Raw genomic sequence first — 22,332 nt, 5'->3', positions numbered from 1 at the left:
TGACAGTGCCTGCACACTGAGACCGGGCATACGCCATTGTATGGGAGATACCGCCGTCTTTTCGGGGCTATGCTGTCTGGCAGCAAACACGGAATTGTGGGAGGCGGCTCGCCGGCGATTCGATTTATCCGGCGCTCCGTCAGTGACTGAGTGGACGCTATCGCCGGCAAGCCGCGCACGATCCAGTACTTGCTTGAGACAACGTCCAGTCAGACGTAGCCGCATCGCTCATTCACACGTGATCAATTACCCCACTGCGCTCGCGGGTCGAACGACGAGCTGTCCGCCAGTTTCTGCCATAGCGTACGGGTTGCTTCATCCGTATGCCGGGGCATGACGATCTTGATCTGAGCGTACAGGTCGCCGCGCTCGCCAGCCTTGGTCATCAGGCCATTGCCTTTGATACGCAGGCGTTGACCGTTCTGGCTGTCAGGACGGATCGTCAGATTGATCCGGCCTGTCAGCGTAGGCACGGCAACCTTGGCACCCAGCGCAGCTTCCCAGGGTGCCAGTGGAACGGTAATGACCAGATCATGACCTTCCACTTCAAACATCGGGTGCGGTGCCAGACGGATGATCAGGTACATGTCACCATTCGCGCCACCGGCAATTCCCGGCGCGCCCTGCCCCTTGAGACGAATGCGTTCGCCGTCCACGACGCCTGCGGGAATCTTCACGTTCAGGGTCTTGGTGATGTCGCTCATGCGCTGCCCGTTGGGGCTGTGCTGCGGCACCTTGAAACTCACCTGCTTGGATTCGGCCGACAACGTCTCTTCCAGAAAGACGGCCAGCTCCATTTCCACATCCTGCCCCTTGCGACCCGGATTGCGGCTGCGGCCACCCTGCTGGGCACGCCCGCCGAAAATGGAACTGAAGAACTCGGAAAAGTCCGCCGTCTCTTCGCCAAACCCGCCCGCACCGGCACGGCTCTGCCAGCCCGGCGGAGTCTGAAAAGGTCGCCCCTGACGTCCGTACTTGCGCAGCTCGTCATACTCGGCGCGCTTGTCGGGGCTGCTGAGAACTTCGTAAGCTTCGGACGCTTCCTTGAATTTGTCCTCAGCCCCCGCCTCTTTACTGACGTCGGGGTGATACTTGCGCGCCAACTTGCGATAGGCCGTCTTGATTGCCTTGTCGTCTGCAGTCGGCTCGACATCCAGTATCTTGTAGTAGTCTTTGAAATCCATCTAACAATCACCCATCCAATTATCCAGCGCAGCCAGATGCGCTGGTATAACACGCCCAGCCTCCTCGTGTTCGAGGCACCTGAAAGACTTCACATCGAAAAAACAGCCCGGTACACACCTTGTCTGCTGGCTGTCAGGTGTTTGACAACCGCGTCTGCCGGGAATCCCATCAAGATTGGGGGCAATGGTCCCGAGTTCAAGCCCCGGGCGCAAATACCGATAACCCGGAATAAGCGACGCATCGCCCTACGCAATTGCTCCACACTGACATAAACTGCGCGGCCGTTTTTTGACTGGAACGTAAAAGACATGAATGACCAATCCCCGGCCCGTGCCTGCGGCATCGATTTCGGCACGTCCAACTCCACTGTCGGCTGGCAACGGCCAGGTGTGGAATCGTTGATCGCGCTGGAGGACGACAAGATCACCCTGCCCTCGGTGGTGTTCTTCAACATGGAGGAGCGCCGCCCGGTCTACGGCCGCCTGGCGCTTCACGAATACCTGGAAGGCTACGAAGGCCGCCTGATGCGCTCGCTCAAGAGCCTGCTGGGCTCCAAGCTGATCAAGCACGACACCAGCGTGCTCGGCACGGCAATGCCCTTCAAGGACTTGCTGGCGCTGTTCATCGGCGAGCTGAAAAAGCGCGCAGAAAAGACCGCCGGACGCGAGTTCGAACAGGTGGTGCTGGGTCGCCCGGTGCATTTTGTCGATGACGACGCCATGGCCGATCAGGAAGCCGAAGACACATTGGCCGAAGTCGCACGCAAGATCGGCTTCAAGGATGTGTCGTTCCAGTTCGAACCGATTGCCGCGGCGTTCGACTACGAGTCCACCATCACTCAGGAAGAACTGGTACTGATTGTCGACATCGGCGGCGGTACGTCCGACTTCTCGCTGGTACGCCTGTCCCCCGAGCGTCGTGAGCATGAAGATCGTCAGGACGACATCCTGGCCACCGGCGGCGTGCACATTGGCGGTACCGATTTCGACAAACAGTTGAGCCTGCAAGGCGTGATGCCGTTGTTCGGCTACGGCAGCCGCATGAAAAGCGGCGCCTACATGCCCACCAGTCACCACATCAATCTGGCGACCTGGCACACCATCAATGCCGTGTACGCGCAGAAATCCCAGCTCGCACTGGGCAGCATGCGTTACGACATCGAAGACACTGGCGGCATCGACCGACTGTTCAAGCTGATCGAACAACGCGCCGGGCACTGGCTGGCCATGGAAGTGGAAGAGACCAAGATTCAGCTGACACAGACCGATAACCGTCACTTGCTGATGGACCGTATCGAACCGGGATTGAGCGTGGACCTTGGTCGGGCAATGTTCGAGGCGGCGATCGATGCGCAGCTTGAGCGGGTTCGCAACAGCGTGACTCAACTGCTGAGTCAGGCAGGCGTGGGCGTCGAGCAGGTAAATACGGTGTTCTTCACGGGCGGCTCAAGCGGCATTCCGGCACTGCGCAACAGCGTATCGGCGATGCTGCCGAATGCGCGTCATGTGGAAGGCAACATCTTCGGCAGCATCGGCAGCGGGCTGGCGATTGAAGCGAAGAAGCGTTACGGCTGAGGCGGGTCGCCGATCGCCACCGCGCTAAACCAGCCCTTCCTTCTGCAATTCACTCTTCAGGTACGCGTAGTAAATCGGTCCTGCCACCACGCCTGGCAGGCCGAACGCGGCTTCGAACAACAGCATCGCCAGCAGCAGTTCCCATGACTTGGCGTTGATCTGTCCTCCCACGATCCGCGCATTCAGGAAGTACTCGACCTTGTGAATCACGATCAGGTAACCCAGCGCCGCCAGTGCGACCCAGATCGAGATCGACATACCGACGATAAAGATCAGCGTGTTGGACATCAGATTACCCACCACCGGCAATAGCCCGAGCAGGAAGGTCATGATGATCAGGGTCTTGGTCAGCGGCAGGTGAATGCCGCACAACGGCAGGACAATCGCGAGGAATACCGAAGTGAACGCCATGTTGAGCAGGGAGATCTTGATCTGGGCGAAGACAATGTTGCGGAACGCGCGGCTGACCAGATAAAGCCGGTCGAACAATGCCGAGGCCAGAGGCTTTCGGGTATGGACGTCGGAGATCCGCTGCAGAGCAATGATCGCGCCGAGAACCATACCAATCAGCATGGTCACGAACATATGCGCAGCGCCCTTGCCGATCAGTTGTAGCTCGCCGATATGTTTCTGCAGCCACTGGAACAGCGAGACCTGAAACTCGGCAGCGCTGGCGGGCAGGTAGGAATCAATGAACGGCGGAAGCTGACCACGGGCGCGGTCCACCAGAACCATGAACTTGTCCAGCGATGCACCCGGATTTTCGGCCTCATGCAGAACGAAGCTGATGGCGCCAGCGAAGATCAGGGTCAGCAGGCTGACGATAATGGTCCCCAGCAGTGCAACGGCCAGCCACCTGGCGCGTTCGCCAGAGATCAGCGTTTGCAGCTTGGGAGTCAGCATGTTGACCAGTTCGAAGACCAACAACCCGGCCAACAGACTCGGCAGCAGTTTGAAAGGCAATACCAACAGCAGACCGCCGAACACAAGAATCCAGCTGGCTATTAATACCTGACGCGCAGAAAACGTTGGCATAGACCCTCAAAGGGCAGCACGAAGAGGTGGGCAGTCTGCCAGCGTTCGCAGCCGAGAACCAGTCATCCGCAAGCCGGAAACAGCACAGCGCGAGCATCTATTCGATGGCCGGGGCGACAACGACGCGCAAGTGCAGCGTTTACTGCACTTGCGCTGCCAGTCTCAGCCGAAGCAAGGGGCCGGAAAATTATTTCTTCTTGAGACAATCGCTCATGAAAGTCTTGCGGGCATCGCCCTTGAGCGCCTGAGTGGAGGCCGTCGCGTTGCAGGTTTTCATCTTTTCCTGCTGAGTGGCCGCCGGAGCAGGCGTGGCTTTCAGGCACGTGCTCATGAACGCCTTGCGCTCGTCACCCTTGAGTGACTTGGCACTGGCGTCGGCGTTGCAGGTGGTCATCTTGTTCTGCTGCGCCGTCGCGGCAAAACCCTGGGTGGAAAACATCAGGCCAACGAGCAACAAAGCAATACCAGGTATCTTCATCGTTCGACTCTCCAGATCCGCTGTACCGATCGGTACAGACTGAAATCAGTGTAGCCAAGATGTTGCAAAACATGAGCAATCATCAGGCACCCCGATTGGCATTCATTTGAAACAGGCGGATAGTTGCGCCTCGTTCACCTGTCGGCTTTCCCATGCAATACGCGTTTCCACTGCTGACCATCTTCATCTGGTCCGTCAACACCGTCATCACCAAGGCGGCGTCTGAAGTCATCTTCCCGTCCGAAATCGGGTTCTATCGGTGGCTGCTGGCGGGGCTCCTGTTCACGCCCTTCATGCTTCTGCCCGTCTGGCGAAATCGCGCGGCGATCAGACCCTTGCTGGGCAAGATTGCGGTACTGGGCGCGCTGGGCATGGCGGTCTATCAAAGCCTGGCGTATTTCGCGGCGGGCATGACCACAGCCACCAACATGGGGATCATTCAGTCACTGGTGCCGGTAATGGCACTGGGGCTGTCGATAGCCTGCCTGGGCACGCGACTGACCTGGGGCGCATTGCTCGGTGCCATGATCTCTTTCGCAGGCGTAATAGTGGTGGTCGCCGCAGGCAACCTGACAGGGCTCATCGAGCAGGGGATGAACCGGGGTGATGCCATCGTGCTGTTCGCTGCTGCGGCCTATGCGCTGTACAGCATGCTGTTGAAAAAGTGGCAGTTGCGCCTGCCCCCGCTGCACTTGCTGTACATGCAAATTCTGGTGGCGATTGTGGTGCTGTTTCCGTTGTTCATTCTGTCGCCGCGAACCGGCCTGAATGCGAGCAATATTCCACTGGTGCTGTATGCCGCCATTCCCACGTCCATGCTGGCGCCCTGGCTGTGGATGACCTCGATCATGCGCCTGGGGCCGAGCCGCACCACGCTGTTCTTCAACCTGATGCCAATCGCCACGGCATTGATTGCTGCCGTGGCGCTTGGCGAACAACTGGCGCTTTATCACCTGTACGGCGGCGCATTGACCCTGTGCGGCGTGATCCTCGCGGAACGCTGGAAAACCCCGCTACAGTTCAGGAAAGGCTAGGCCGTCGCGCTGCCCTCACCGCCCTCCACACTATGGATCGACACGTCCGTGATACCAGCAGCGTGGGGCATGCCGCCTTCCGGGAGGTCATCCAGCTCTACGTCGTGTTTCAGCGCCAGTTCATGCACGATTTCAATGATCGGCACGTCCAGGTCCTCGATGACATCCACATGGTGCTCACCCAGCAGGGTGTACTCGATTTCATACAGTTCTTTATCGCCCATCGCATCACTTCCTGGCCGTCATGTTCGAACGGCTGATTACGAATTACTGCCTGATTGAGTTAAAGGCCGGCAGCCTTGAGGCGCGCGGCGTGTTCCATGAACAGGCGTACAGGATCTGCGCCTTTGCCCACCAGCCCGAAGGTCTGGTTGACGATGTCAAAATGGTCGAGCGGAAAGTCATCCCCGATGACCGTGCCCAGGTGCGAGCTGAAACGCCCGACCATGCCATCAGATTGACCTCGCTCTTTCCTGAACGTGCGAGCGAATATTCGACAGGTCACGTTGGTGCCATCAATCAGGTTGCGTCCGCGATTGGTCACGCCCGGTTTGAGGATCCCGGACCAGGAGTAATAGCGCACACCCTCCACCAGCTCTGCACCGCTTCCACCCCACACTTCGGGCAACCCCTGAGGATACTGCCTGTTGAACAGCGCAACCCCGGTGGTGGTCAGGGACTGATGCGAGGCGGTGATGTCCATCGGCAATTTCGGCCCGCGGTAGCCGGTTTCGAACGCGACAATCGCCCAGGCCAGCAGGCCTATCACCGCATTGACGACGCGCCCGCCCAGCGTCCCCGGCGGAAAGTGCCGCTCCAGATAATCCGCCAGCTCGGAACCATAATTGGGGCCGGCCACGGAGGTGACCGATGCGACCAGATCGGGACGCCTGGCCGCCACGTAACGTACAGTCAGCGCTCCCTGGCTATGGCCGATCAGGTTGACCTTGGCCACGCCGGTCTCCCGGACAGTCTGCTCGATGACCTTGAGCAACTGCTCGCCGCGTATTTCTGTCGAGTTGACCCCGGACACCATGACCGGTATGACGGTCGCTCCGCCGCGTTCAAGCGCTTTCACGATGCCGAACCAGTAGGGATACACCAGTAACCGCACAAACCCTAACAAGCCCGGTACCAGCAACAATGGATAACGCGTCGCCTGTTCTTGCGCCATGTTGATCTCCTTGTGCTGAAACGAGTTGATTAAGCCTTTTCAACCTTAGCGGTGTTTTTCGACAAGGCAGAACAACACGACCACCCGAGGTACTGCCTAATCGCCATCTTTTTTTCGAACTCTTGCGCACCTCCCTTGCTCCAAGCTGCAACGGGCCAAGACCGGCTCTGACATGTGGAGCAATAAAGATGTACAACAAAATCCTCGCAGCAACCTTTGTACTGGCGGCAATGGCTGGCTGCAGCAACACAACCGTGCAGAACCCGGTGGACTACGTCACCTACCGCAACGAGCCACTGGTCAAGCAGGTCGAAAACGGCATGACCCGCCAACAGGTCCTGACCATCGGCGGTGAGCCCTCGTCGACCATCGACCGCAAGGTCAACACCGGCACGTGCAACAACTACGTGATGGCCAAAGACGGTCACAAACAGGTCTACCACGTCAGCTTCAACAGCGACGGCCGCGTGACCAACAAGGGATTCATGACGTGCGAACAGCGCGAAGCGAACGAACGCGCGATGTAATACCGATCTGAAACGAAAAAGCCCGATGCGTGATGCATCGGGCTTTTTCATGGGCGTTATTCGTATAAACGTCAGAACACCAGCTTGAACAACGCAATCACCACGATCAGGCCGATCAGAAAAATGATGCCGACGGTGCTTCCCAGAAACTTGAGCATGTGAATCTCCACGATTGAATAGGTCTCAAGGTTCGGACCGCGCCGGAACGCGCTCGTTTCTTATATTTTTTACAGGGCTGGCAAACCATGAAACGTGCGAAATCCGATAAAACTTTCTCGCTGTTCATCACTCACAACCCTTGATGATCTTGCCGGGCAACACACAGAGCGAGACACAAAACCTGATGAACCTGGAGATAACCCATGATTTCTGCACCACAGCTATCCGATGTAAGCAGCCTGCGCCAGCGTGCGCGCCAGAACGTTGAGAATGGTGCGGTCACTGAAGGCTACAACGCCGATCGCGAGACGGTCCTGCGTCTGCTCAATGAGTCGCTGGCAACCGAACTGGTCTGCGTATTGCGCTACAAGCGTCACTACTACATGGCGACCGGCTTGAAGGCCAGTGTCGCGGCGTCCGAGTTTCTGGAGCACGCACAGCAGGAAGCCGAGCACGCCGACAAGCTGGCAGAGCGTATCGTGCAACTGGGCGGCGAGCCGGAGTTCAACCCCGACACCCTGTCGAAAAATTCCCACGCGCAGTACGTGGCAGGCAACACCCTCAAGGAAATGGTTTACGAAGACCTGGTCGCCGAGCGCATTGCGGTCGACAGCTATCGTGAAATCATTCAGTACATCGGTGACAGCGACCCGACTACCCGCCGCATTTTCGAAGAAATCCTCGCGCAGGAAGAAGAGCACGCCGACGACATGGCGGACATCCTGAACGACCTGTGATACGGCACTGAAAGCAAAAGCCAGGAGAGTTATCCTGGCTTTTTTATGGGCGTTGGTTTGTTCGCAACGGAGCATGAGGAACGATCACTGATCGTGCTTATGCTCCGCCTGGGCATAAAGCCCGTGACGCTCTGCGTCAGACCTCTCAGGCCAGACGCAGGCGCTTACTTAACGGTCTTCGGCGCCTTGCCTGAACGCATCTGCTCAAGCAACGGACCACACTGGTTCTGCTCACTGTCGCCCGTCGCAACCAGCGCCAGCAGCCCGGCCGCGGGCCCGATCGTCGCGCCCAGCAGGACCATCCCTGCGCCACGCAGCAACAGCGGACCGGACTGCACGCCTGCATTGGGCCGGACAAACGGGCCGTTGACGTACAGCGGGGAACGTAGCGAGAACACACGGAAGCCCTTGGACTCGGGGTTGATCTGCAGGTCCAGTTGCTCGGTCTTCATGTTAGCCGTGCCGCTGATATAGATGATCGCGTTCTCGGTATCGAACACAAACAGGCGACTGGTCGCCAGGCCATCCTTGATGCCGAAGTCGGACGCGGCGCAGTTGATCTTCACGTCCTTGTCGCCGAACAGTTTGCCGACCACATAGTTACCCACATTGAGCCCGGCGATTTCCATCAGGCCTCGGCTGATCGCACCGTCGTTGACCAGCATCTTCATTTCGCCATTGGCAGTACCCAGCAGCGCCGCAATCGAGTTGCCGCGACCTGTGATATCCGCATCGCCGTTCAGCTCACCAAAGCTGGTCTTCATCGGCTCGAACGTCGGGAACAACTGCTTGAGCTTGAAGTTGCGCGCCGACAGCTTCGCTCTACCCAGCAACGGCTTGTCACGTCCGTCGAGACGAATGTCCGCGTCCAGTTTGCCGCCCGCCACGCCAAAGCGCAGCGGCTCCAGACTGAGCTGACCGTCGTTCAGGATCAGATGTGTATAAAGGTCGGTGAACGGCAGGTCCGGGCTCTGGACGATTCGTTTGCCCGTGAACTCGACATCCGCATCCATCGCTCGCCAGCGGTCGGTCTGAAATTCCTCGACCGGCAGCACCTTGCCGGACGGCTGCTTGCTCTCGCCGCCACGTTTTTTCTGAGCCGCGTTCGAGTCGGCACCGATGAGCGGCGCCAGATCGCTGAACAGCAGTTGATCGGACACCAGCACACCCGTCAGCCTGGGCCGCGGCTGACTGGCGACATAGCCCAGATCACCGTGAATATCGCTTTTGCCAATCTTGCCGTTGAATTTCTCGTAACTGAAACTGGCGCCCGCTGGGTCATGCAGTTTGGCGATCAGGCGCCCGTCCGTTGAATAGGCGGGCGAGTCCGGCAACGTAACGCCGGTCAGCGGGTACAGGTTGCTCAGGCTGGCACCGGACAGTTTCAGGCGCAGGTCCAGCGCGCCGAGGTTCTGGGGGTCGGTCACGGTTCCGGCGATCACCACATGGGTATCGCCCACCGTTACATCAGCCTGCACCGGAAATGGCTGGGTGGCGTCCTTCAACGCCAACAGGCCGCCGATCTTGCCAGTGCCGTTGAGTTGCTGGCCGTGGTACTGACCTTTGACGGCCAGACCAAATGCGTAGTCCTGTGGCACCGCGCCTTTATCCTGGGCCTTCTTCGCCTCCTTGCTGCCGACGATTTCGCCAAACGGGATCGGCTTTCCAAGCATGTCGATCACCACGTCCAGCTGGGTGTTCAGGGTCTGATCGTTGAAACCCACCAGCCCCTTGTCGAACTTGATGGCACCGATGTCCACTTCCCATTTCGACGGTTCGGCATTGGGGTCGGACTTGGGCAGATCGAACACCCAGTTGGCGCGACCATCGGCCAGACGCTCCAGCTTCGCTTCGGGCCCGGTCAGGTCGATGCGCGGAATGACTACATGCTGCGCCAGCAGTGGCAGCAGCGACAGGCGAAACTCCACCTGCTTGAGCGTGACCATTTGCGGCTGTTTCGACCACTCGGGGTTACCCAGAGTCAGGTCGTCGGCCACAAAATGCGGTGAGGGTACCCATGCGCGCCAGCCACCCAATTCAGGTTCGCGCGACCAGCGCACTTCCAGATTGCCATTAATGGCGAACGGGCGGTGCAGCGCTTCGCTGACTTTTTCATTGAGGATGGGTTTGATGCGGTTCCAGTCGAAAGTGACAATCACAATGACCAACACGGCCAGTACCACCAGCAAAGTGGCACCTGTCCACGCGAAAATCCTACGGCTGCGCGTCATGCATGACTCTCCAGAAAACAGTGCCCCTGCCTTGGTGCACTGAATACGACATGCCCGTTCGACTGATAAAAGCGCCGAGGGTTTGATCCGTTTGGGCAAATAAGCCAACGGCCTGTGAAAGCCCTTGGTACGACTCAATCATTTTGGTTGATTCCCACCATCATCTTTATGAACTTCTTTACATACAGGCCCGGCGTCATAGTGCACGCCTACACCATCTTCCGCTCTTTCGAGGAGCACAGCCATGAAACCCCATCTGTTACTGAGCCTGTTTCTGTCCATCTTTGCCGCCAATGCCTACGCCACCCCGGTGCAGGAGCGTGAGCAGCGCCTGGTTGAAAACGGCCCTGACCGTCTGGTGCAGCAGTATCAGCGCGTCTGATACGTCAGCCATTTGAAAAAGCCTTTCGACGCAGGCAAAGCGCATTTGTTAAAGTGCGACGCAGTCTTTATCCAGAACCGTTTGAGCCATGCTGCCCCGCGCCGAACAGAAACAACAGACCCGAAGAGCCTTGCTGGACGCCGCCCACCAGTTGATGGAGAGCGGGCGCGGATTCGGCAGCCTCAGCCTGCGCGAAGTCGCCCGCACGGCAGGCATTGTGCCGACCGGCTTCTATCGTCACTTCGAGGACATGGATCAACTGGGTCTGGTGCTGGTCAGCGAGGTCGGTCAGACCTTTCGCGAAACCATCCGCCTGGTGCGGCACAACGAGTTCGCCATGGGTGGGCTGATTCGTGCGTCGGTGAAGATCTTTCTGGAGCGTGTGGCAGCCAATCGCTCGCAGTTCCTTTTTCTGGCACGTGAACAATACGGCGGCTCGCTCAAGGTGCGTCAGGCACTGGGGGCATTGCGCGAAGGCATCAGCGCCGACCTGACCGCTGACTTGGCCAAAATGCCCAAATGGAAGCATTTGAACGCTGAATCACTGTCGATCATTGCCGACCTTGTAGTCAAAAGCGTGTTCGCCATGCTGCCCGAACTGATCGACCCGCCCCCCGCCTCGCTCGCCCCGCACCTCACGCCACAAGCCAAGATTACCCAGCAACTGCGCTTCATCTTCATCGGCGCACGGCACTGGCGTGGTTTGGGCAGTCATGAGTGATCAATGAGCGTCTGATCGCTGATGACCGTTGCGCGTCCCGGCGTGCGCTGCAACACATACCGTCAGATTTGCGCCCCTCGAAATCGCCCCATATTGAGGCATCCATAGCGTAGCGCACCAAAAAAGCACACCGCCTGCAATCGACAAGTCTATTCCGTCAGCCTTTTCCCACGCACTGCACTGTTGGCAAGCCCCTTGCTCTGCTTTGAGGCATCGCAATTGGCTGGAAGCTATCTGATGCTGGTGATTCACAACCGAATCGAACCTCAGGCCGAATGGGCCGCCGAACTTCATTTGAATTTCGAGGCGCGCAGCAAGAGCCGTCTGCGCTGCTTCAGTGCAGAAAATGAAGATGTCGGGCTGTTCCTGCAACGCGGACAACCTCCTCTGCGCGATGGCGAGTTTCTTCAGGCCGAAGACGGTCGCATCGTGCGCGTCTGCGCCCGTCCCGAAAAACTGATGCACGTGACCTGCAGCAGCACCTTCGAGCTGACCCGCGCGGCGTATCACTTGGGCAATCGCCACGTGGCCCTGCAAGTGGGCGACGGCTGGCTGCGGCTGCTCGACGATTACGTACTCAAGGCCATGCTCGATCAACTGGGGGCCACCACCGAAACCATCGAAGCGCCGTTCCAGCCGGAGCATGGTGCCTATGGCGGCGGACACCATCACTCACGCGCCGGCGAAGAGGATTTCAATTATCCACCGCGCATGCACCAGTTCGGCGTGCGCACGTGAACAGCGCCTGGGCGCTTTTGCGTCTGGCCAGTCCGCAGTTGCCGATTGGCGGCTACAGCTATTCGCAAGGGCTGGAGATGGCGGTTGAACAGTCCATCGTGACCAATCCGCAGACAGCTGCCCGCTGGATCGGCGATCAGTTGCTGCTCAACCTCGCACGTTTCGAAGCACCGCTGCTGCTGGCGCACTGTCAGGCGGCAGCCGACGAAGACTGGGGGCAGTTGCTGCAACTCAGTGAGCAACATCGCGCCAGCCGGGAAACCCGCGAGCTGCATCTGGAAAGCCGGCAGATGGGTTATTCCCTGCAACAGCTGCTTAACGGGCTGCCGGAGCTGGACCGTGACGCCCGGCGCTTTCTGGAACAGACCTGTGAGCCGCACCTGGCACTCGGCTGGGCGCTGGCCGCCCGCGCCTGGCAGATCAGCCCGCAGGATGCGCTGGCCGCCTGGCTCTGGAGCTGGCTGGAAAATCAGTTGGCGGTGCTGATGAAGACACTGCCGCTGGGCCAGCAGGCTGCACAGCGTCTGACCAGTGAGCTGTTGCCGCTGTTGCAGCAGGCGCAGGCCAACGCCACTGAACAAGACATCCATCATTGCGGCAGTGCGGCCTTCGGCCTGTCACTGGCGAGCATGGCCCACGAACGTCAATACAGCCGGTTATTCCGGTCCTGACAAGTACCTCTGGAGAACTCAATGAACAGCCAACCCCTGCGTGTCGGCATTGGTGGCCCGGTCGGCTCCGGCAAGACGGCCCTGACTCTGGCGCTGTGCCTGGCATTGCGTGATCGCTATAACCTGGCGGTCGTGACCAACGATATCTATACCCGCGAAGACGCAGACTTTCTGGTGCGTAATGAAGCGCTGGCGCCCGAGCGCATCATCGGCGTGGAAACCGGCGGCTGTCCGCACACCGCGATTCGTGAGGACGCTTCGATCAATCTGGAAGCCGTTGACCAGCTCAACCGCCGCTTCGAAGGGCTGGATTTGATCATCGTCGAATCCGGTGGCGACAACCTGTCCGCCACCTTCAGCCCGGAGCTGTCCGACCTGACCCTTTACGTGATTGACGTTTCCGCGGGCGACAAGCTGCCACGCAAGGGCGGTCCGGGCATCTGCAAATCCGATCTGCTGGTCATCAACAAGATCGACCTCGCGCCGCTGGTAGGCGCCTCGCTGGAGATGATGGACAGCGACACACGCCGGATGCGCGGTGAAAAACCGTTCGTCTTCAGCAACCAGAAAACCGGCCAGGGTCTGGAACAGATCATTGCCTTCATTGAACGCCAGGGCCTGCTGAACGCGGCCGCCTGATCCCACGAAAAGGAAACCCTCGATGAACTACAAAAAAGTCCTCGGCGCCCTCGCCCTGCTGCTGGTCCCGACCTTGGCACTGGCGCATCCCGGCCATGGCGACAACGGCCTGATCGCCGGTATCAGTCACCCGATTGGCGGTCTTGATCACTTTCTGGCGATGCTCGCTGTCGGTCTGTGGGCCGCGCAGCAACAAGGTTCCGCGCGCTGGGCTCTGCCCTGCACCTTCGTAGGCACCATGCTGATCGGCGGAGTGCTCGGTTTCGAAGGTTTGAACCTGCCTGCGCTGGAAAGCGGTATTGCGGCATCGGTATTGGCGCTGGGTCTGGCGGTCGCACTTGTCATTCGTCCACCATTGGCTCTGGCCGTTGCCGCGACCGCGATGTTTGCACTGTTCCACGGCGTGGCACATGGCCTTGAGCTGCCGGAAATGTCCAGCCCATGGGCCTACGCTGCCGGTTTCGTTGCCGCCACCGCAGCGCTGCATGCCGCTGGCTACGCGGTTGTACGCGTACTGCCGCAAGCCGCAGCACCGCTGGTGCGCCTGGCCGGTGCCGCGTCTGCCGCAACAGGTGTCTGGCTGCTGGCAGGCTGAACATACATTCCGTAAGCGGCTGTGAGATCGCGCTGTTTCAGGATCATCGAACAGTGAGGCGGCTTGCCGACGATAGCGTCAGGCCTGGCAGTGATGGGCCAACTGAAAAACGCATCGCCGGCAAGCCGCCTCCCACACGCTTTGCGTTTACCCGGAAACACTTGTGGATAACCATGAGCGCGATGTATCGGGCGATCAAAGGCTCATCGAGACTTGCCCGGCAATCCTGCTAACATGTCGCGCATCTCGATTCAGCCGCGACGACAGCCGATGCCCCATGCTTCCAGCTCTGCCCCCACGCCTGACATGACCTCGGTCTTCGCCGCCCTGCAGGCGCACTTTCTGAAGGTGATCGTGCCGCTCTGGCAAGGCCCTGGCTGGAATGCACAACTGGCACTGCCCTATGAAGCGCTCGACGCACACCACCAACCGCTGCCACCCAAGCGCTATCGAGCGATGGCCTGTGCACGGCAGCTGTTTCTGTTTTCCAGCCTGATCGATCACCCCGAGACACCGGAAGCCGCCGTGCGCGCCGGAGCACTGTTTCGTTCGCTGCAGCAGCACTTCCACGATGGCGAGCATGGCGGCTGGTTCTACAGCATCGATCCACAGGGCAAACCGCTGGATCGACGCAAGGATCTCTACACCCACGCTTTTATTATCTTTGCCTGCGCTCACTACTGGGCGAAGTCGAAGGACCCGCTCGCAGAATCGGTGCTCAACGCAGCGCTCAATGTCGTTGCCGAGCGCTTTGCCGACGGCAAAGGCTTGTACGAAGCGCAACTGGATGAAGACTGGTCCACGCTCGGCACCGGCCCGTTGCAGAACCCGTTGATGCACCTGGCAGAAGCCTTTCTGGCGACACTGTCCGTACGCGCCGACCCGATGACACAGGCGGCGATGGACGCGCTGGCCGTCGGCATGCAGCAGCGCTTTGTGGATAAAACCACGGGCGTGATGCTGGAGAAGCCGCTGGGCGCTGTGGATAACTGGTATGAGCCTGGCCACCAGTTCGAGTGGTTCTTCCTGCTGGAATCGTCACCCGAGATGCACGGCAGGCCGCTGCATCACTCCATGACCCGCGCGTTCGACCATGCGCAGGCACAAGGCGTGGATTCGCAGAACGGGGCTGTTACGGCGACCTTGACGCTGGATGGCACGGTGCAGGACAGCACCCAGCGGATCTGGGCGCAGGCTGAATACCTGCGAGCGATGGCGTTGCGGCCGGAATGCGAGTCAGCACTGAGCCAGCAATTACTCGACTTCGAGCGACGCTTCCTGCATGCGAGCGGCTGGAACGAGTGCGTCGATACCGATGGCACCGTAAGTCGCAGCGACATGCCGTCGACCACGCCCTACCATCTGGCTACCTGCTACATCGGGCTGGCGGACTATCTGGAGAACCGCTTTGTTACGGCTTTCCCGCCGCCCACGCCCGATAAAGACTGATCAGCCGCGATTACGGTCGATCGCAAAGCCTGCCCAGGTCTGGCTGACCGGCATCAGTTCCAGGCTGTTGATGTTGACGTGAGCCGGTGTGTTCATGATCCAGAAGATCGTATCGGCAATGTCCTGCGGCTGGATCGGCTCTGCACCGGCGTAGGTCGCATCGTACTTGGCCTGATCACCACCGAAACGTACCAGCGAGAACTCGCTTTCGCACAATCCAGGCTCCAGGTTGGTCACGCGCACGCCAGTGCCGATCAGGTCGTTGCGCAGGTTGAGCGAGAACTGCCCGACGAACGCCTTGGTGCCGCCGTACACGTTGCCGCCCGGATACGGATAGTTGCCAGCGACCGAGCCCAGATTGACGATGCTGGCACCGCGCCCGTGAGCGATCAGGCGCGGCAGCAGCAGGCGTGTGGTGTAGACCAGACCTTTGACGTTGGTGTCGATCATGGTGTCCCAATCGTCCAGATCGCACTTGGGTGCCGGATCGATGCCCAGCGCCAGGCCTGCGTTGTTGATCAGGCCCTGAATCGTGGCGAACTCTTCCGGCAGTTCGGCAATGGCGCTTTCCATGGCCGCACGATCACGCACGTCCAGTACCACCGTATGAACCCTGGTCTGCTTCGACAACTCGGCGCTCAGCGCGTCCAGACGGTCCTTACGGCGGCCGGTCAGCACCAGCGACCAGCCGGCTTCAGCGAAACGACGCGCGCATGCCTCGCCAAACCCGGAAGTAGCGCCTGTAATAAATACGGTTGAAGTCATCTCGTTCTCCTGACATGGCGCAGCCTGTTGCTCGATAAAGCGGCGCAGCCTGTTAATAAGTAAAGCGAAAAAAGAAAGCATGCCTTTCACGAACGCTCTGGATCAAGCCTGGGGATAAATCACAGCATGCAGCCAGCGAGCTGTACAAAAAACATACAACCCAAGCAAAGCCATACACGGTAAGGCCTGCAGCCAGTTTTGCCCACGTTATCCACAGTCAGACCCACAAAATCGGGGGGCAACTCTGAATCGCTGAATCACCCGCAGACCGTGGCCTGTAGCGATGCGTGCAAAGTTTTCTCCTTGACTTTGATCCGCAGGGCAGATGAAGGATGACAGTTCTGTGAATGCATGATGGCCTACAGCCCAGCGCCCATGCCGCCTACCCCACTCTTTCCAATGCTTGCCCACAGAGTTATCCACAGGTTGAACAGGCCAATAACCTGTATGAACAAACAGCCCCTAGACAGTTGACAAACGCCCGGAACGAACGCTGAAAACCTACTGTACGAATTTTGAACACCTCGCTGTAACCCTTACGCATAAAGGCTTGCAGCTAAATACTCCCAAGTTATTAACAGTCGGATCCACAGTAAACCTGAACAAGTCGAAAGCGTGACAAAACAACCGTTTGCAGCGGTTTTATGTCGCAGTTCGAAGGTCCGTCAAAATTGTTTTCCACAATTCTGAAAAACGACGCCCCGGGTGAAAACCACCCGGGGCGCACGGTTGAAACAGCACAGGTTGCCAAACCGTCAGTGCCCGCCCAGATAAGCGTTCCTGACCTCCTCATTGACCAGCAATTCCTGGCCGGTGCCGGACAGGCGGATCTCGCCGTTGACCATCACGTAAGCGCGATCGGACAGTTTGAGGGCGTGGTTGGCGTTCTGCTCGACCAGAAAGATGGTCATGCCGGTCGCCGCCAGCTCACGCAGGGTGGCGAATATCTGCTTCACGATGATCGGCGCCAGCCCCAGGCTCGGCTCGTCGAGCAACAGCAGTTTTGGACGGCTCATCAATGCACGGGCAATGGCCAGCATCTGCTGCTCGCCACCGGACATGGTCATGGCGCGCTGGTTACGACGCTCCTTGAGGCGCGGAAACAGGTCGAACATGCGCTGCATGTCTTCAGCCGAGTGTTTGTCGCCAATCGGGATGGTGCCCATCATCAGGTTTTCCTCGACCGACATGTCGGGAAACACTCGCCGTCCTTCCGGAGACTGTGCAATGCCGTTGGAGGCAATGTAGTGCGACGACTTCTGGGTGATGTCGGTGCCCTGATAGATGATCTGCCCGCTGGCCGCACGCGGCTGACCGAAGATCGACATCAGCAGCGTCGACTTGCCCGCGCCATTGGAGCCGATCAGGCTGACCGTCTCGCCTTCGTCGATGTGCAGCGATACCTTCTTGAGGGCCTGGATCGGGCCGTAAAACACATCGATCTCTTTCAGTTCGAGGATCGGCTTGCTCATACCAACTCCTCTTCATCAGCGCCCAGATACGCAGCGATCACTTTCGGATCGTTGCGGATCTGCTCCGGTCCGCCGGCAGCAATCACGTTGCCGTGGTCCAGCACCACAATGTCATCGGAAATACCCATCACCATGCCCATGTCGTGCTCGATGAGCACAACGGTCATGTCATGCTCATCGCGCAGCAGGCGGATCATGCCGCTCAGGGCTTCGGTTTCCTGCGGGTTAAGGCCTGCGGCGGGTTCATCAAGGCAGATCACCTGCGGACGCGTGCACATGGCCCTGGCGATTTCCAGGCGGCGTTGCTGCCCGTAGGACAGCTCACCGGCCAGGCGATTGGCGCAATCCACCAGATCCACGACTTCCAGCCAGTAAAACGCAGTGTTGAGCGCGTCTTCCTCGGCCTTGCGGTAGCCACGGGTGTTGAGGATACCGCTGATCAGGCTGCGATTGACCCACATGTGCTGGGCGACCAGCAGGTTTTCGACCACCGACATTTCCTTGAACAGGCGAATGTTCTGGAAAGTCCGTGCCAGACCTGCGCGGTTGACCAGGTGAGTGCCGCCGAACATCTTGTAGTACACGCGGCTCAGGAAGCTTTTCGGCGACACGAAGTCGCTGCCCTTGAACGGCTCGCCCAGCAACTTGATGACGTTGGTGGTCCTGTCGCGGGTATGCAGTTCGATACGGCCGCCTGTGGCCTTGTAGAAACCGGTCAGGCAGTTGAACACGGTGGTCTTGCCCGCGCCGTTGGGGCCGATCAGGGCGAAGATCGAATTGCGGCGCACCTTGAGGCTCACGTCGCTGAGGGCCTTGATGCCGCCGAAATGCATCATCAGGTGCTCGACGGAAAGAATCACTTCATTGCTCATTGCGTGGCCCCTCCCTTGACCAGCGCACCCTTGCGCGGAACCACACCGGTGCGGCTGATACGGATCAGGCCGCGAGGTCGCCAGATCATCATCAACACCATCAGAACCCCGAAAAGCAGCACGCGGTACTCAGAGAAGCTGCGCAGCAGCTCGGGCGCAACGGTCAGCACGAAGGCTGCAATCACCACACCCACTGTCGACCCCATGCCGCCGAGCACGACGATGGCCAGAATCAGCGCCGATTCGAAAAAGGTGAATGAGGTCGGATTGACGAAGCCCTGATAGCTGGCGAAGAACACACCTGCAAGACCCGCTGTCGATGCACCGATGGTGAACGCCGAGAGCTTGACCAGCACATGATTGAGACCCATCGAGCGACAGGCGATTTCGTCCTCTCGCAGCGCTTCCCACGCACGACCGATCGGCATGCGGGTCAGGCGATGCTTGACGAACAGTACGGCCAGCACCACGAGGAACAGCACGGTGTAGATGAACAGGAATTTGAGGTCCGGATTGTAATCGAAGCCGAAATACTCATGGATCGGAACCCCGCCATCCCTTGCACGCCGCCCGAATTCCAGACCGAAAAACGTGGGCGACGGCACCGGCACACCGTTCGGGCCGCCAGTGAACGACAGCCAGTTGTTAAGCACCAGACGAATGATCTCCCCGAAGCCGAGCGTCACGATGGCCAGATAGTCGCCATGCATGCGCAGCACCGGAAAGCCCAGGATGCAGCCAGCCAGCGCCGCCGCAATGGCCGCCAGCGGCAGCGCCGACCAGAATCCCAGCCCGAGGTACTGATAGCCCAGCGCAAGACCGTAGGCGCCGATGGCATAGAACGCCACGTAACCCAGATCGAGCAACCCGGCCAGACCAACCACGATGTTCAGGCCCAGCCCCAGCAGCACATAGATCAGCCCCAGAATGACCACGGTCAGGAGGTACTTGTTGGCGAAGATCGGGAACACGATGGCGATCACGATCAGCACCGGAATGATCCAGTACAGGCTCGACTTGTGATCGGGCTTGAGCACATGCACACCCGACCCCGAGCTCTCGAAACTCTGGGAAATACGAACACCTCTGGGCGTCTGCAGAAACAGACTCATCAGAAAGCGCCCGAGCATGACAATTGCCACCAGCCAGGCCACACGGGTCGGCTGCAAGTTGAAGCTATAGCCATCGAGCACGATGCCGACGATAGGGCCGAACACGATCAGCGCCAGCAATCCCGCGATCACGGCGTCGATCAGGCTTTTATTGATATCAACAGGTTTAGCGATAGGAGCAGACATACTTATACCTTCGCCACGAGTGGGCGACCCAGCAGGCCTTGGGGACGGAAGATCAGGATCAACACCAGCAGGCCGAAACTGAACACGTCTTTGTAGTCGGAATTGATCAGACCGGCGAACTGCGACTCGGCAACTCCCAGAATCAAACCGCCGAGCATCGCGCCAGGCAGCGAGCCGATCCCGCCCAGTACGGCGGCAGTAAATGCCTTGATGCCGATCACGAAGCCTGCGTAGAAGTCGAACGTGCCGTAGTTCATGGTGATCAGCACACCCGCCAGTGCCGCCATGGCCGCGCCAATGATGAACACGTAGGAAATGACCCGGTCGGTGTTGATCCCCAGGATCGACGCCATCTTGCGGTCCTGCTGAGTGGCGCGACACATGCGGCCCAGCTTGGTGTATTTGATGATGTAGGTCAGCACGCCCATGCCGACGAAGGCGGCGATGAGGATGAAGATCTTGGTGTAGGTGATCTGTACGAAGCCGGTGCCGATCTCGAAGCGCCAGGCGCCTTCAAGCAGCGTCGGGACGCCCTGCTGCCGCGCACCCTGACTGATCTGCGCGTAGTTCTGCAGGATCAGCGAAATGCCGATCGCGCTGATCAGCGGCGCCAGTCGGGTCGAGTTGCGCAGCGGCTTGTAGGCCACACGTTCGATGACAAAACCGTAGACGCCCGTTACCACAATGGTAAAGATCAGCGTCCCCAGGATCAGGAATGGAAAGGATTCCAGTCCGAAGAAAGACAGTACCGCCAGGCCGATTGCAGCCAGGTAGGCGGAAATCATGTACACGTCGCCGTGAGCGAAGTTGATCATGCCGATGATGCCGTAAACCATCGTGTAGCCGATGGCTATAAGACCGTAGACCGACCCGAGTGTCAGTCCGTTGATCATTTGCTGCAGGAAGATACCGTCCATCACGCACGCTCACACACTTGAAAGGCAGCTCAGCATTCCGCACGCCGAGCCCTTGTGAGGCGCGACGAACAGGTCCGAAAGCAACAGAATCATGCAGGCCCGCTCATGGGCGAGCCCATCCACCTGTCAGCCGGCACTCACCCTGGGCGAGTGCGGCTGGCGAGGGTCCGGCTTATTTCTGTTTTTCAAGCTGGTGGTATTTACCGTCCTTGTCCCACTGGTAAACCACGTAGTCGGAGACTTTCAGGTCACCCTTGCTGTCCCAGGCCTTCTCGCCCATGACGGTCTTGACCGGGTGGGCCTTGAGCCATTCAGCCGCCTTGTCGCCCTTGTTGACCTTGGCGCCATTGAAGCCGGCAGCCAGTGCCTGAATCGAAGCGTACGCGTACAGGGTGTAGCCTTCAGGCTCGGTGCCGCCTTTACGGAACTGTTCGACCACGGCCTTGCTGTCAGGCAGCATGCGCGGGTCGGCGCCGAAAGTCATGTAGACACCATCGACATATTGCTTGCCGCCTGCGGTGGTCACCAATTCGTCGGTCACGACGCCGTCATCGGACATGAACTTGATGTCTTTCAGGCCTTGTTCACGCAGTTGACGAACCAGAGGACCCGCTTCAGGGTGCAGGCCGCCAAAGTAGACAACGTCGGCACCTGTCGAACGGATTTTGGTGACCAGGGCACTGAAGTCTTTTTCGCCACGGGTCAGACCTTCATACAGAACCGGCGTCACGCCGCGCTTTTTAAGCTGGGTCTGTGTGGCATCCGCCAGCCCCTGGCCATAGGTGTCCTTGTCGTGGATGACGGCGATTTTCTTGCCTTTCAAGACGTCAACGATGTAATCACCCGCCACGACGCCCTGCTGATCGTCACGACCACACATGCGGAACATCTCTTTCAGGCCACGCTCGGTAACCTGCGGGTTGGTGGAACCAGGGGTGATGGCGATGACGCCCGCATCACTGTAGATCTCGGAAGCCGGAATGGTCGAAGACGAGCAGAAATGGCCCACAACGCCCACAATCTTGTCCTGATCCACAAGACGATTGGCAACAGCGACGGCCTGCTTGGGTTCACAGGCATCGTCACCCGCGACCAGAACGATCTTTTCCCCATTCACGCCGCCTGCAGCGTTGATCGCGTCGGCAGCGGCCTGCGCACCCTTCATGTACTGCTCACCAAACGCGGCATTGGCGCCAGTCATTGGCCCCGCCACGCCGATTTTCACGTCAGCCTGCGCCAACGAAGACACGCCCAACGCAGCAGCGACTGCAATTGTCAGAAAACCTTTCCTGTAAAACGTATGCGACATGAGTGGTGCTCCTGATTTTTTTAATTGGCACTGCGACTACGCCATTGCTGTGAGCAAGGGACGTGCCATCACTTTTTTATTCCGGAAAATGTCACGTTTGGCTTGTCATTCAATGACCTGATTTCATTGCCCACAGGCCGTGCAACCGCTCGAACCGTGAAAGGTGCAACCCACCACATGAAAGAGCAACCCAAGCCATTTACCCACAGCAACCCGCACATGGACCGACGTGCAACCCGCCTGTAACAACGTACGTCACCGAAGTGCACACGCCCGGTGCGCAAACGCTACGAGACGCACCATTTGAGGCTAGTGAATCTGGCGAAAAATGCAGTCATCAATCAGCTGCACTCTGGCAAATCACAGCCCT

Annotated in this window: 24 protein-coding genes; 11 read left to right on the top strand and 13 right to left on the bottom strand. The window is 59.0% G+C overall.

Features of this window, described 5'->3' with window-relative positions; all coding sequences use genetic code 11:
- Positions 1-242 precede the first annotated feature (242 nt).
- Positions 243-1,184, bottom strand: coding sequence for a curved DNA-binding protein (gene cbpA, locus KDX39_RS15960; RefSeq protein ID WP_231661017.1), 942 nt, complete (start codon positions 1,182-1,184; stop codon positions 243-245).
- A 309-nt stretch (positions 1,185-1,493) separates the two neighbouring features.
- On the opposite strand from cbpA, the gene KDX39_RS15955 reads away from it, so the two are divergent.
- Complete coding sequence (locus KDX39_RS15955; RefSeq protein WP_099229547.1) at positions 1,494-2,759, top strand: Hsp70 family protein; 1,266 nt, start codon at positions 1,494-1,496, stop codon at positions 2,757-2,759.
- A 24-nt stretch (positions 2,760-2,783) separates the two neighbouring features.
- Here the strand turns inward: KDX39_RS15955 and KDX39_RS15950 are convergent, their stop codons facing one another.
- Both KDX39_RS15950 and KDX39_RS15945 read right to left on the bottom strand, forming a co-directional pair.
- Positions 2,784-3,794 (bottom strand): AI-2E family transporter, encoded by a 1,011-nt coding sequence (locus KDX39_RS15950; RefSeq protein ID WP_231661016.1) that lies wholly within the window; start codon positions 3,792-3,794, stop codon positions 2,784-2,786.
- Between the two features lie 187 nt (positions 3,795-3,981).
- Positions 3,982-4,272 (bottom strand): PsiF family protein, encoded by a 291-nt coding sequence (locus KDX39_RS15945; protein ID WP_099229545.1) that lies wholly within the window; start codon positions 4,270-4,272, stop codon positions 3,982-3,984.
- A 152-nt stretch (positions 4,273-4,424) separates the two neighbouring features.
- Here KDX39_RS15945 and KDX39_RS15940 point away from each other — a divergent pair, with 152 nt between their 5' ends.
- Positions 4,425-5,306 (top strand): DMT family transporter, encoded by an 882-nt coding sequence (locus tag KDX39_RS15940; protein WP_231661015.1) that lies wholly within the window; start codon positions 4,425-4,427, stop codon positions 5,304-5,306.
- Here the strand turns inward: KDX39_RS15940 and KDX39_RS15935 are convergent.
- Both KDX39_RS15935 and KDX39_RS15930 read right to left on the bottom strand, forming a co-directional pair.
- Entirely contained in the window at positions 5,303-5,530 is a 228-nt protein-coding gene (locus KDX39_RS15935) for a hypothetical protein (RefSeq protein ID WP_231661014.1), read from the bottom strand. The two genes, KDX39_RS15940 and KDX39_RS15935, sit on opposite strands and share 4 nt — an antisense overlap.
- 59 nt (positions 5,531-5,589) lie before the next feature.
- Positions 5,590-6,480, bottom strand: coding sequence for a lipase family alpha/beta hydrolase (locus KDX39_RS15930; protein WP_099229543.1), 891 nt, complete (start codon positions 6,478-6,480; stop codon positions 5,590-5,592).
- A gap of 188 nt (positions 6,481-6,668) precedes the next feature.
- Here KDX39_RS15930 and osmE point away from each other — a divergent pair, with 188 nt between their 5' ends.
- Positions 6,669-7,007: an osmotically-inducible lipoprotein OsmE gene (osmE, locus tag KDX39_RS15925; protein WP_210070669.1), complete on the top strand. Its 339-nt coding sequence runs from the start codon at positions 6,669-6,671 to the stop codon at positions 7,005-7,007.
- Between the two features lie 71 nt (positions 7,008-7,078).
- Here osmE and KDX39_RS26640 read toward each other — a convergent pair whose 3' ends face one another.
- On the bottom strand, positions 7,079-7,177 hold the full coding sequence (locus KDX39_RS26640; protein ID WP_442587048.1) for a hypothetical protein: 99 nt from the start codon (positions 7,175-7,177) through the stop codon (positions 7,079-7,081).
- 192 nt (positions 7,178-7,369) lie between these two features.
- Here KDX39_RS26640 and KDX39_RS15920 point away from each other — a divergent pair, with 192 nt between their 5' ends.
- Complete coding sequence (locus KDX39_RS15920) at positions 7,370-7,903, top strand: ferritin-like domain-containing protein (protein WP_099229541.1); 534 nt, start codon at positions 7,370-7,372, stop codon at positions 7,901-7,903.
- Between the two features lie 164 nt (positions 7,904-8,067).
- On the opposite strand, the gene KDX39_RS15915 is transcribed toward KDX39_RS15920, so the two are convergent.
- Positions 8,068-10,134, bottom strand: a complete 2,067-nt coding sequence (locus KDX39_RS15915; protein ID WP_231661013.1) for an AsmA family protein — start codon at positions 10,132-10,134, stop codon at positions 8,068-8,070.
- Positions 10,135-10,378: 244 nt separating this feature from the next.
- On the opposite strand from KDX39_RS15915, the gene KDX39_RS15910 reads away from it, so the two are divergent.
- The 7 genes from KDX39_RS15910 (at position 10,379) to KDX39_RS15880 (ending at position 15,329) form a co-directional block, all read left to right on the top strand.
- Positions 10,379-10,516, top strand: a complete 138-nt coding sequence (locus KDX39_RS15910) for a hypothetical protein (protein ID WP_231661012.1) — start codon at positions 10,379-10,381, stop codon at positions 10,514-10,516.
- An 88-nt stretch (positions 10,517-10,604) separates the two neighbouring features.
- Positions 10,605-11,237: a TetR family transcriptional regulator gene (locus KDX39_RS15905; protein ID WP_004883632.1), complete on the top strand. Its 633-nt coding sequence runs from the start codon at positions 10,605-10,607 to the stop codon at positions 11,235-11,237.
- A 237-nt stretch (positions 11,238-11,474) separates the two neighbouring features.
- Entirely contained in the window at positions 11,475-11,975 is a 501-nt protein-coding gene (ureE, locus tag KDX39_RS15900; protein ID WP_099229538.1) for an urease accessory protein UreE, read from the top strand.
- Positions 11,972-12,646: an urease accessory protein UreF gene (locus tag KDX39_RS15895; RefSeq protein WP_231661011.1), complete on the top strand. Its 675-nt coding sequence runs from the start codon at positions 11,972-11,974 to the stop codon at positions 12,644-12,646. The genes ureE and KDX39_RS15895 overlap by 4 nt, the downstream gene beginning before the upstream one ends.
- A 21-nt stretch (positions 12,647-12,667) precedes the next feature.
- Positions 12,668-13,285: an urease accessory protein UreG gene (gene ureG / locus KDX39_RS15890; RefSeq protein ID WP_099229536.1), complete on the top strand. Its 618-nt coding sequence runs from the start codon at positions 12,668-12,670 to the stop codon at positions 13,283-13,285.
- A gap of 22 nt (positions 13,286-13,307) precedes the next feature.
- A complete protein-coding gene (locus tag KDX39_RS15885) occupies positions 13,308-13,880 on the top strand; it encodes a HupE/UreJ family protein (RefSeq protein ID WP_231661010.1) in 573 nt (190 codons plus the stop codon).
- A 234-nt stretch (positions 13,881-14,114) separates the two neighbouring features.
- Positions 14,115-15,329 (top strand): AGE family epimerase/isomerase, encoded by a 1,215-nt coding sequence (locus tag KDX39_RS15880; protein ID WP_231661009.1) that lies wholly within the window; start codon positions 14,115-14,117, stop codon positions 15,327-15,329.
- Here KDX39_RS15880 and KDX39_RS15875 read toward each other — a convergent pair whose 3' ends face one another.
- The 6 genes from KDX39_RS15875 to KDX39_RS15850 form a co-directional block, all read right to left on the bottom strand.
- Positions 15,330-16,094, bottom strand: a complete 765-nt coding sequence (locus KDX39_RS15875; protein WP_231661008.1) for an SDR family oxidoreductase — start codon at positions 16,092-16,094, stop codon at positions 15,330-15,332.
- Positions 16,095-16,849: 755 nt separating this feature from the next.
- Positions 16,850-17,566 carry an ABC transporter ATP-binding protein gene (locus tag KDX39_RS15870; RefSeq protein WP_004883620.1) on the bottom strand — a complete coding sequence of 239 codons (717 nt, stop codon included), beginning with the start codon at positions 17,564-17,566 and terminating at the stop codon, positions 16,850-16,852.
- Positions 17,563-18,438 (bottom strand): ABC transporter ATP-binding protein, encoded by an 876-nt coding sequence (locus KDX39_RS15865; RefSeq protein ID WP_099229533.1) that lies wholly within the window; start codon positions 18,436-18,438, stop codon positions 17,563-17,565. The genes KDX39_RS15870 and KDX39_RS15865 overlap by 4 nt, the downstream gene beginning before the upstream one ends.
- On the bottom strand, positions 18,435-19,736 hold the full coding sequence (livM, locus tag KDX39_RS15860; protein ID WP_231661007.1) for a high-affinity branched-chain amino acid ABC transporter permease LivM: 1,302 nt from the start codon (positions 19,734-19,736) through the stop codon (positions 18,435-18,437). Before livM ends, KDX39_RS15865 begins: the two co-directional genes overlap by 4 nt.
- Before the next feature lie 2 nt (positions 19,737-19,738).
- Entirely contained in the window at positions 19,739-20,653 is a 915-nt protein-coding gene (locus KDX39_RS15855) for an ABC transporter permease subunit (protein ID WP_099229531.1), read from the bottom strand.
- A gap of 172 nt (positions 20,654-20,825) precedes the next feature.
- Positions 20,826-21,962, bottom strand: coding sequence for an ABC transporter substrate-binding protein (locus KDX39_RS15850; RefSeq protein ID WP_231661006.1), 1,137 nt, complete (start codon positions 21,960-21,962; stop codon positions 20,826-20,828).
- Positions 21,963-22,332 lie beyond the last annotated feature (370 nt).

The sequence above is a fragment of the Pseudomonas sp. CDFA 610 genome (assembly GCF_021147865.1).
Taxonomy (GTDB): domain Bacteria; phylum Pseudomonadota; class Gammaproteobacteria; order Pseudomonadales; family Pseudomonadaceae; genus Aquipseudomonas; species Aquipseudomonas alliivorans.
This window is presented reverse-complemented; position numbering and strand designations above follow the sequence as displayed.

Excerpts from the sequence above, each read along its gene's own strand:
- cbpA (WP_231661017.1), bottom strand. The coding sequence starts at position 1,184 with ATGGATTTCAAAGACTACTACAAGATACTGGATGTCGAGCCGACTGCA.
- KDX39_RS15955 (WP_099229547.1), top strand. The coding sequence starts at position 1,494 with ATGAATGACCAATCCCCGGCCCGTGCCTGCGGCATCGATTTCGGCACG.
- KDX39_RS15950 (WP_231661016.1), bottom strand. The coding sequence starts at position 3,794 with ATGCCAACGTTTTCTGCGCGTCAGGTATTAATAGCCAGCTGGATTCTT.
- KDX39_RS15945 (WP_099229545.1), bottom strand. The coding sequence starts at position 4,272 with ATGAAGATACCTGGTATTGCTTTGTTGCTCGTTGGCCTGATGTTTTCC.
- KDX39_RS15940 (WP_231661015.1), top strand. The coding sequence starts at position 4,425 with ATGCAATACGCGTTTCCACTGCTGACCATCTTCATCTGGTCCGTCAAC.
- KDX39_RS15935 (WP_231661014.1), bottom strand. The coding sequence starts at position 5,530 with ATGGGCGATAAAGAACTGTATGAAATCGAGTACACCCTGCTGGGTGAG.
- KDX39_RS15930 (WP_099229543.1), bottom strand. The coding sequence starts at position 6,480 with ATGGCGCAAGAACAGGCGACGCGTTATCCATTGTTGCTGGTACCGGGC.
- osmE (WP_210070669.1), top strand. The coding sequence starts at position 6,669 with ATGTACAACAAAATCCTCGCAGCAACCTTTGTACTGGCGGCAATGGCT.
- KDX39_RS15920 (WP_099229541.1), top strand. The coding sequence starts at position 7,370 with ATGATTTCTGCACCACAGCTATCCGATGTAAGCAGCCTGCGCCAGCGT.
- KDX39_RS15915 (WP_231661013.1), bottom strand. The coding sequence starts at position 10,134 with ATGACGCGCAGCCGTAGGATTTTCGCGTGGACAGGTGCCACTTTGCTG.
- KDX39_RS15910 (WP_231661012.1), top strand. The coding sequence starts at position 10,379 with ATGAAACCCCATCTGTTACTGAGCCTGTTTCTGTCCATCTTTGCCGCC.
- KDX39_RS15905 (WP_004883632.1), top strand. The coding sequence starts at position 10,605 with ATGCTGCCCCGCGCCGAACAGAAACAACAGACCCGAAGAGCCTTGCTG.
- ureE (WP_099229538.1), top strand. The coding sequence starts at position 11,475 with ATGCTGGTGATTCACAACCGAATCGAACCTCAGGCCGAATGGGCCGCC.
- ureG (WP_099229536.1), top strand. The coding sequence starts at position 12,668 with ATGAACAGCCAACCCCTGCGTGTCGGCATTGGTGGCCCGGTCGGCTCC.
- KDX39_RS15885 (WP_231661010.1), top strand. The coding sequence starts at position 13,308 with ATGAACTACAAAAAAGTCCTCGGCGCCCTCGCCCTGCTGCTGGTCCCG.
- KDX39_RS15880 (WP_231661009.1), top strand. The coding sequence starts at position 14,115 with ATGTCGCGCATCTCGATTCAGCCGCGACGACAGCCGATGCCCCATGCT.
- KDX39_RS15875 (WP_231661008.1), bottom strand. The coding sequence starts at position 16,094 with ATGACTTCAACCGTATTTATTACAGGCGCTACTTCCGGGTTTGGCGAG.
- KDX39_RS15870 (WP_004883620.1), bottom strand. The coding sequence starts at position 17,566 with ATGAGCAAGCCGATCCTCGAACTGAAAGAGATCGATGTGTTTTACGGC.
- KDX39_RS15865 (WP_099229533.1), bottom strand. The coding sequence starts at position 18,438 with ATGAGCAATGAAGTGATTCTTTCCGTCGAGCACCTGATGATGCATTTC.
- livM (WP_231661007.1), bottom strand. The coding sequence starts at position 19,736 with ATGTCTGCTCCTATCGCTAAACCTGTTGATATCAATAAAAGCCTGATC.
- KDX39_RS15855 (WP_099229531.1), bottom strand. The coding sequence starts at position 20,653 with ATGGACGGTATCTTCCTGCAGCAAATGATCAACGGACTGACACTCGGG.
- KDX39_RS15850 (WP_231661006.1), bottom strand. The coding sequence starts at position 21,962 with ATGTCGCATACGTTTTACAGGAAAGGTTTTCTGACAATTGCAGTCGCT.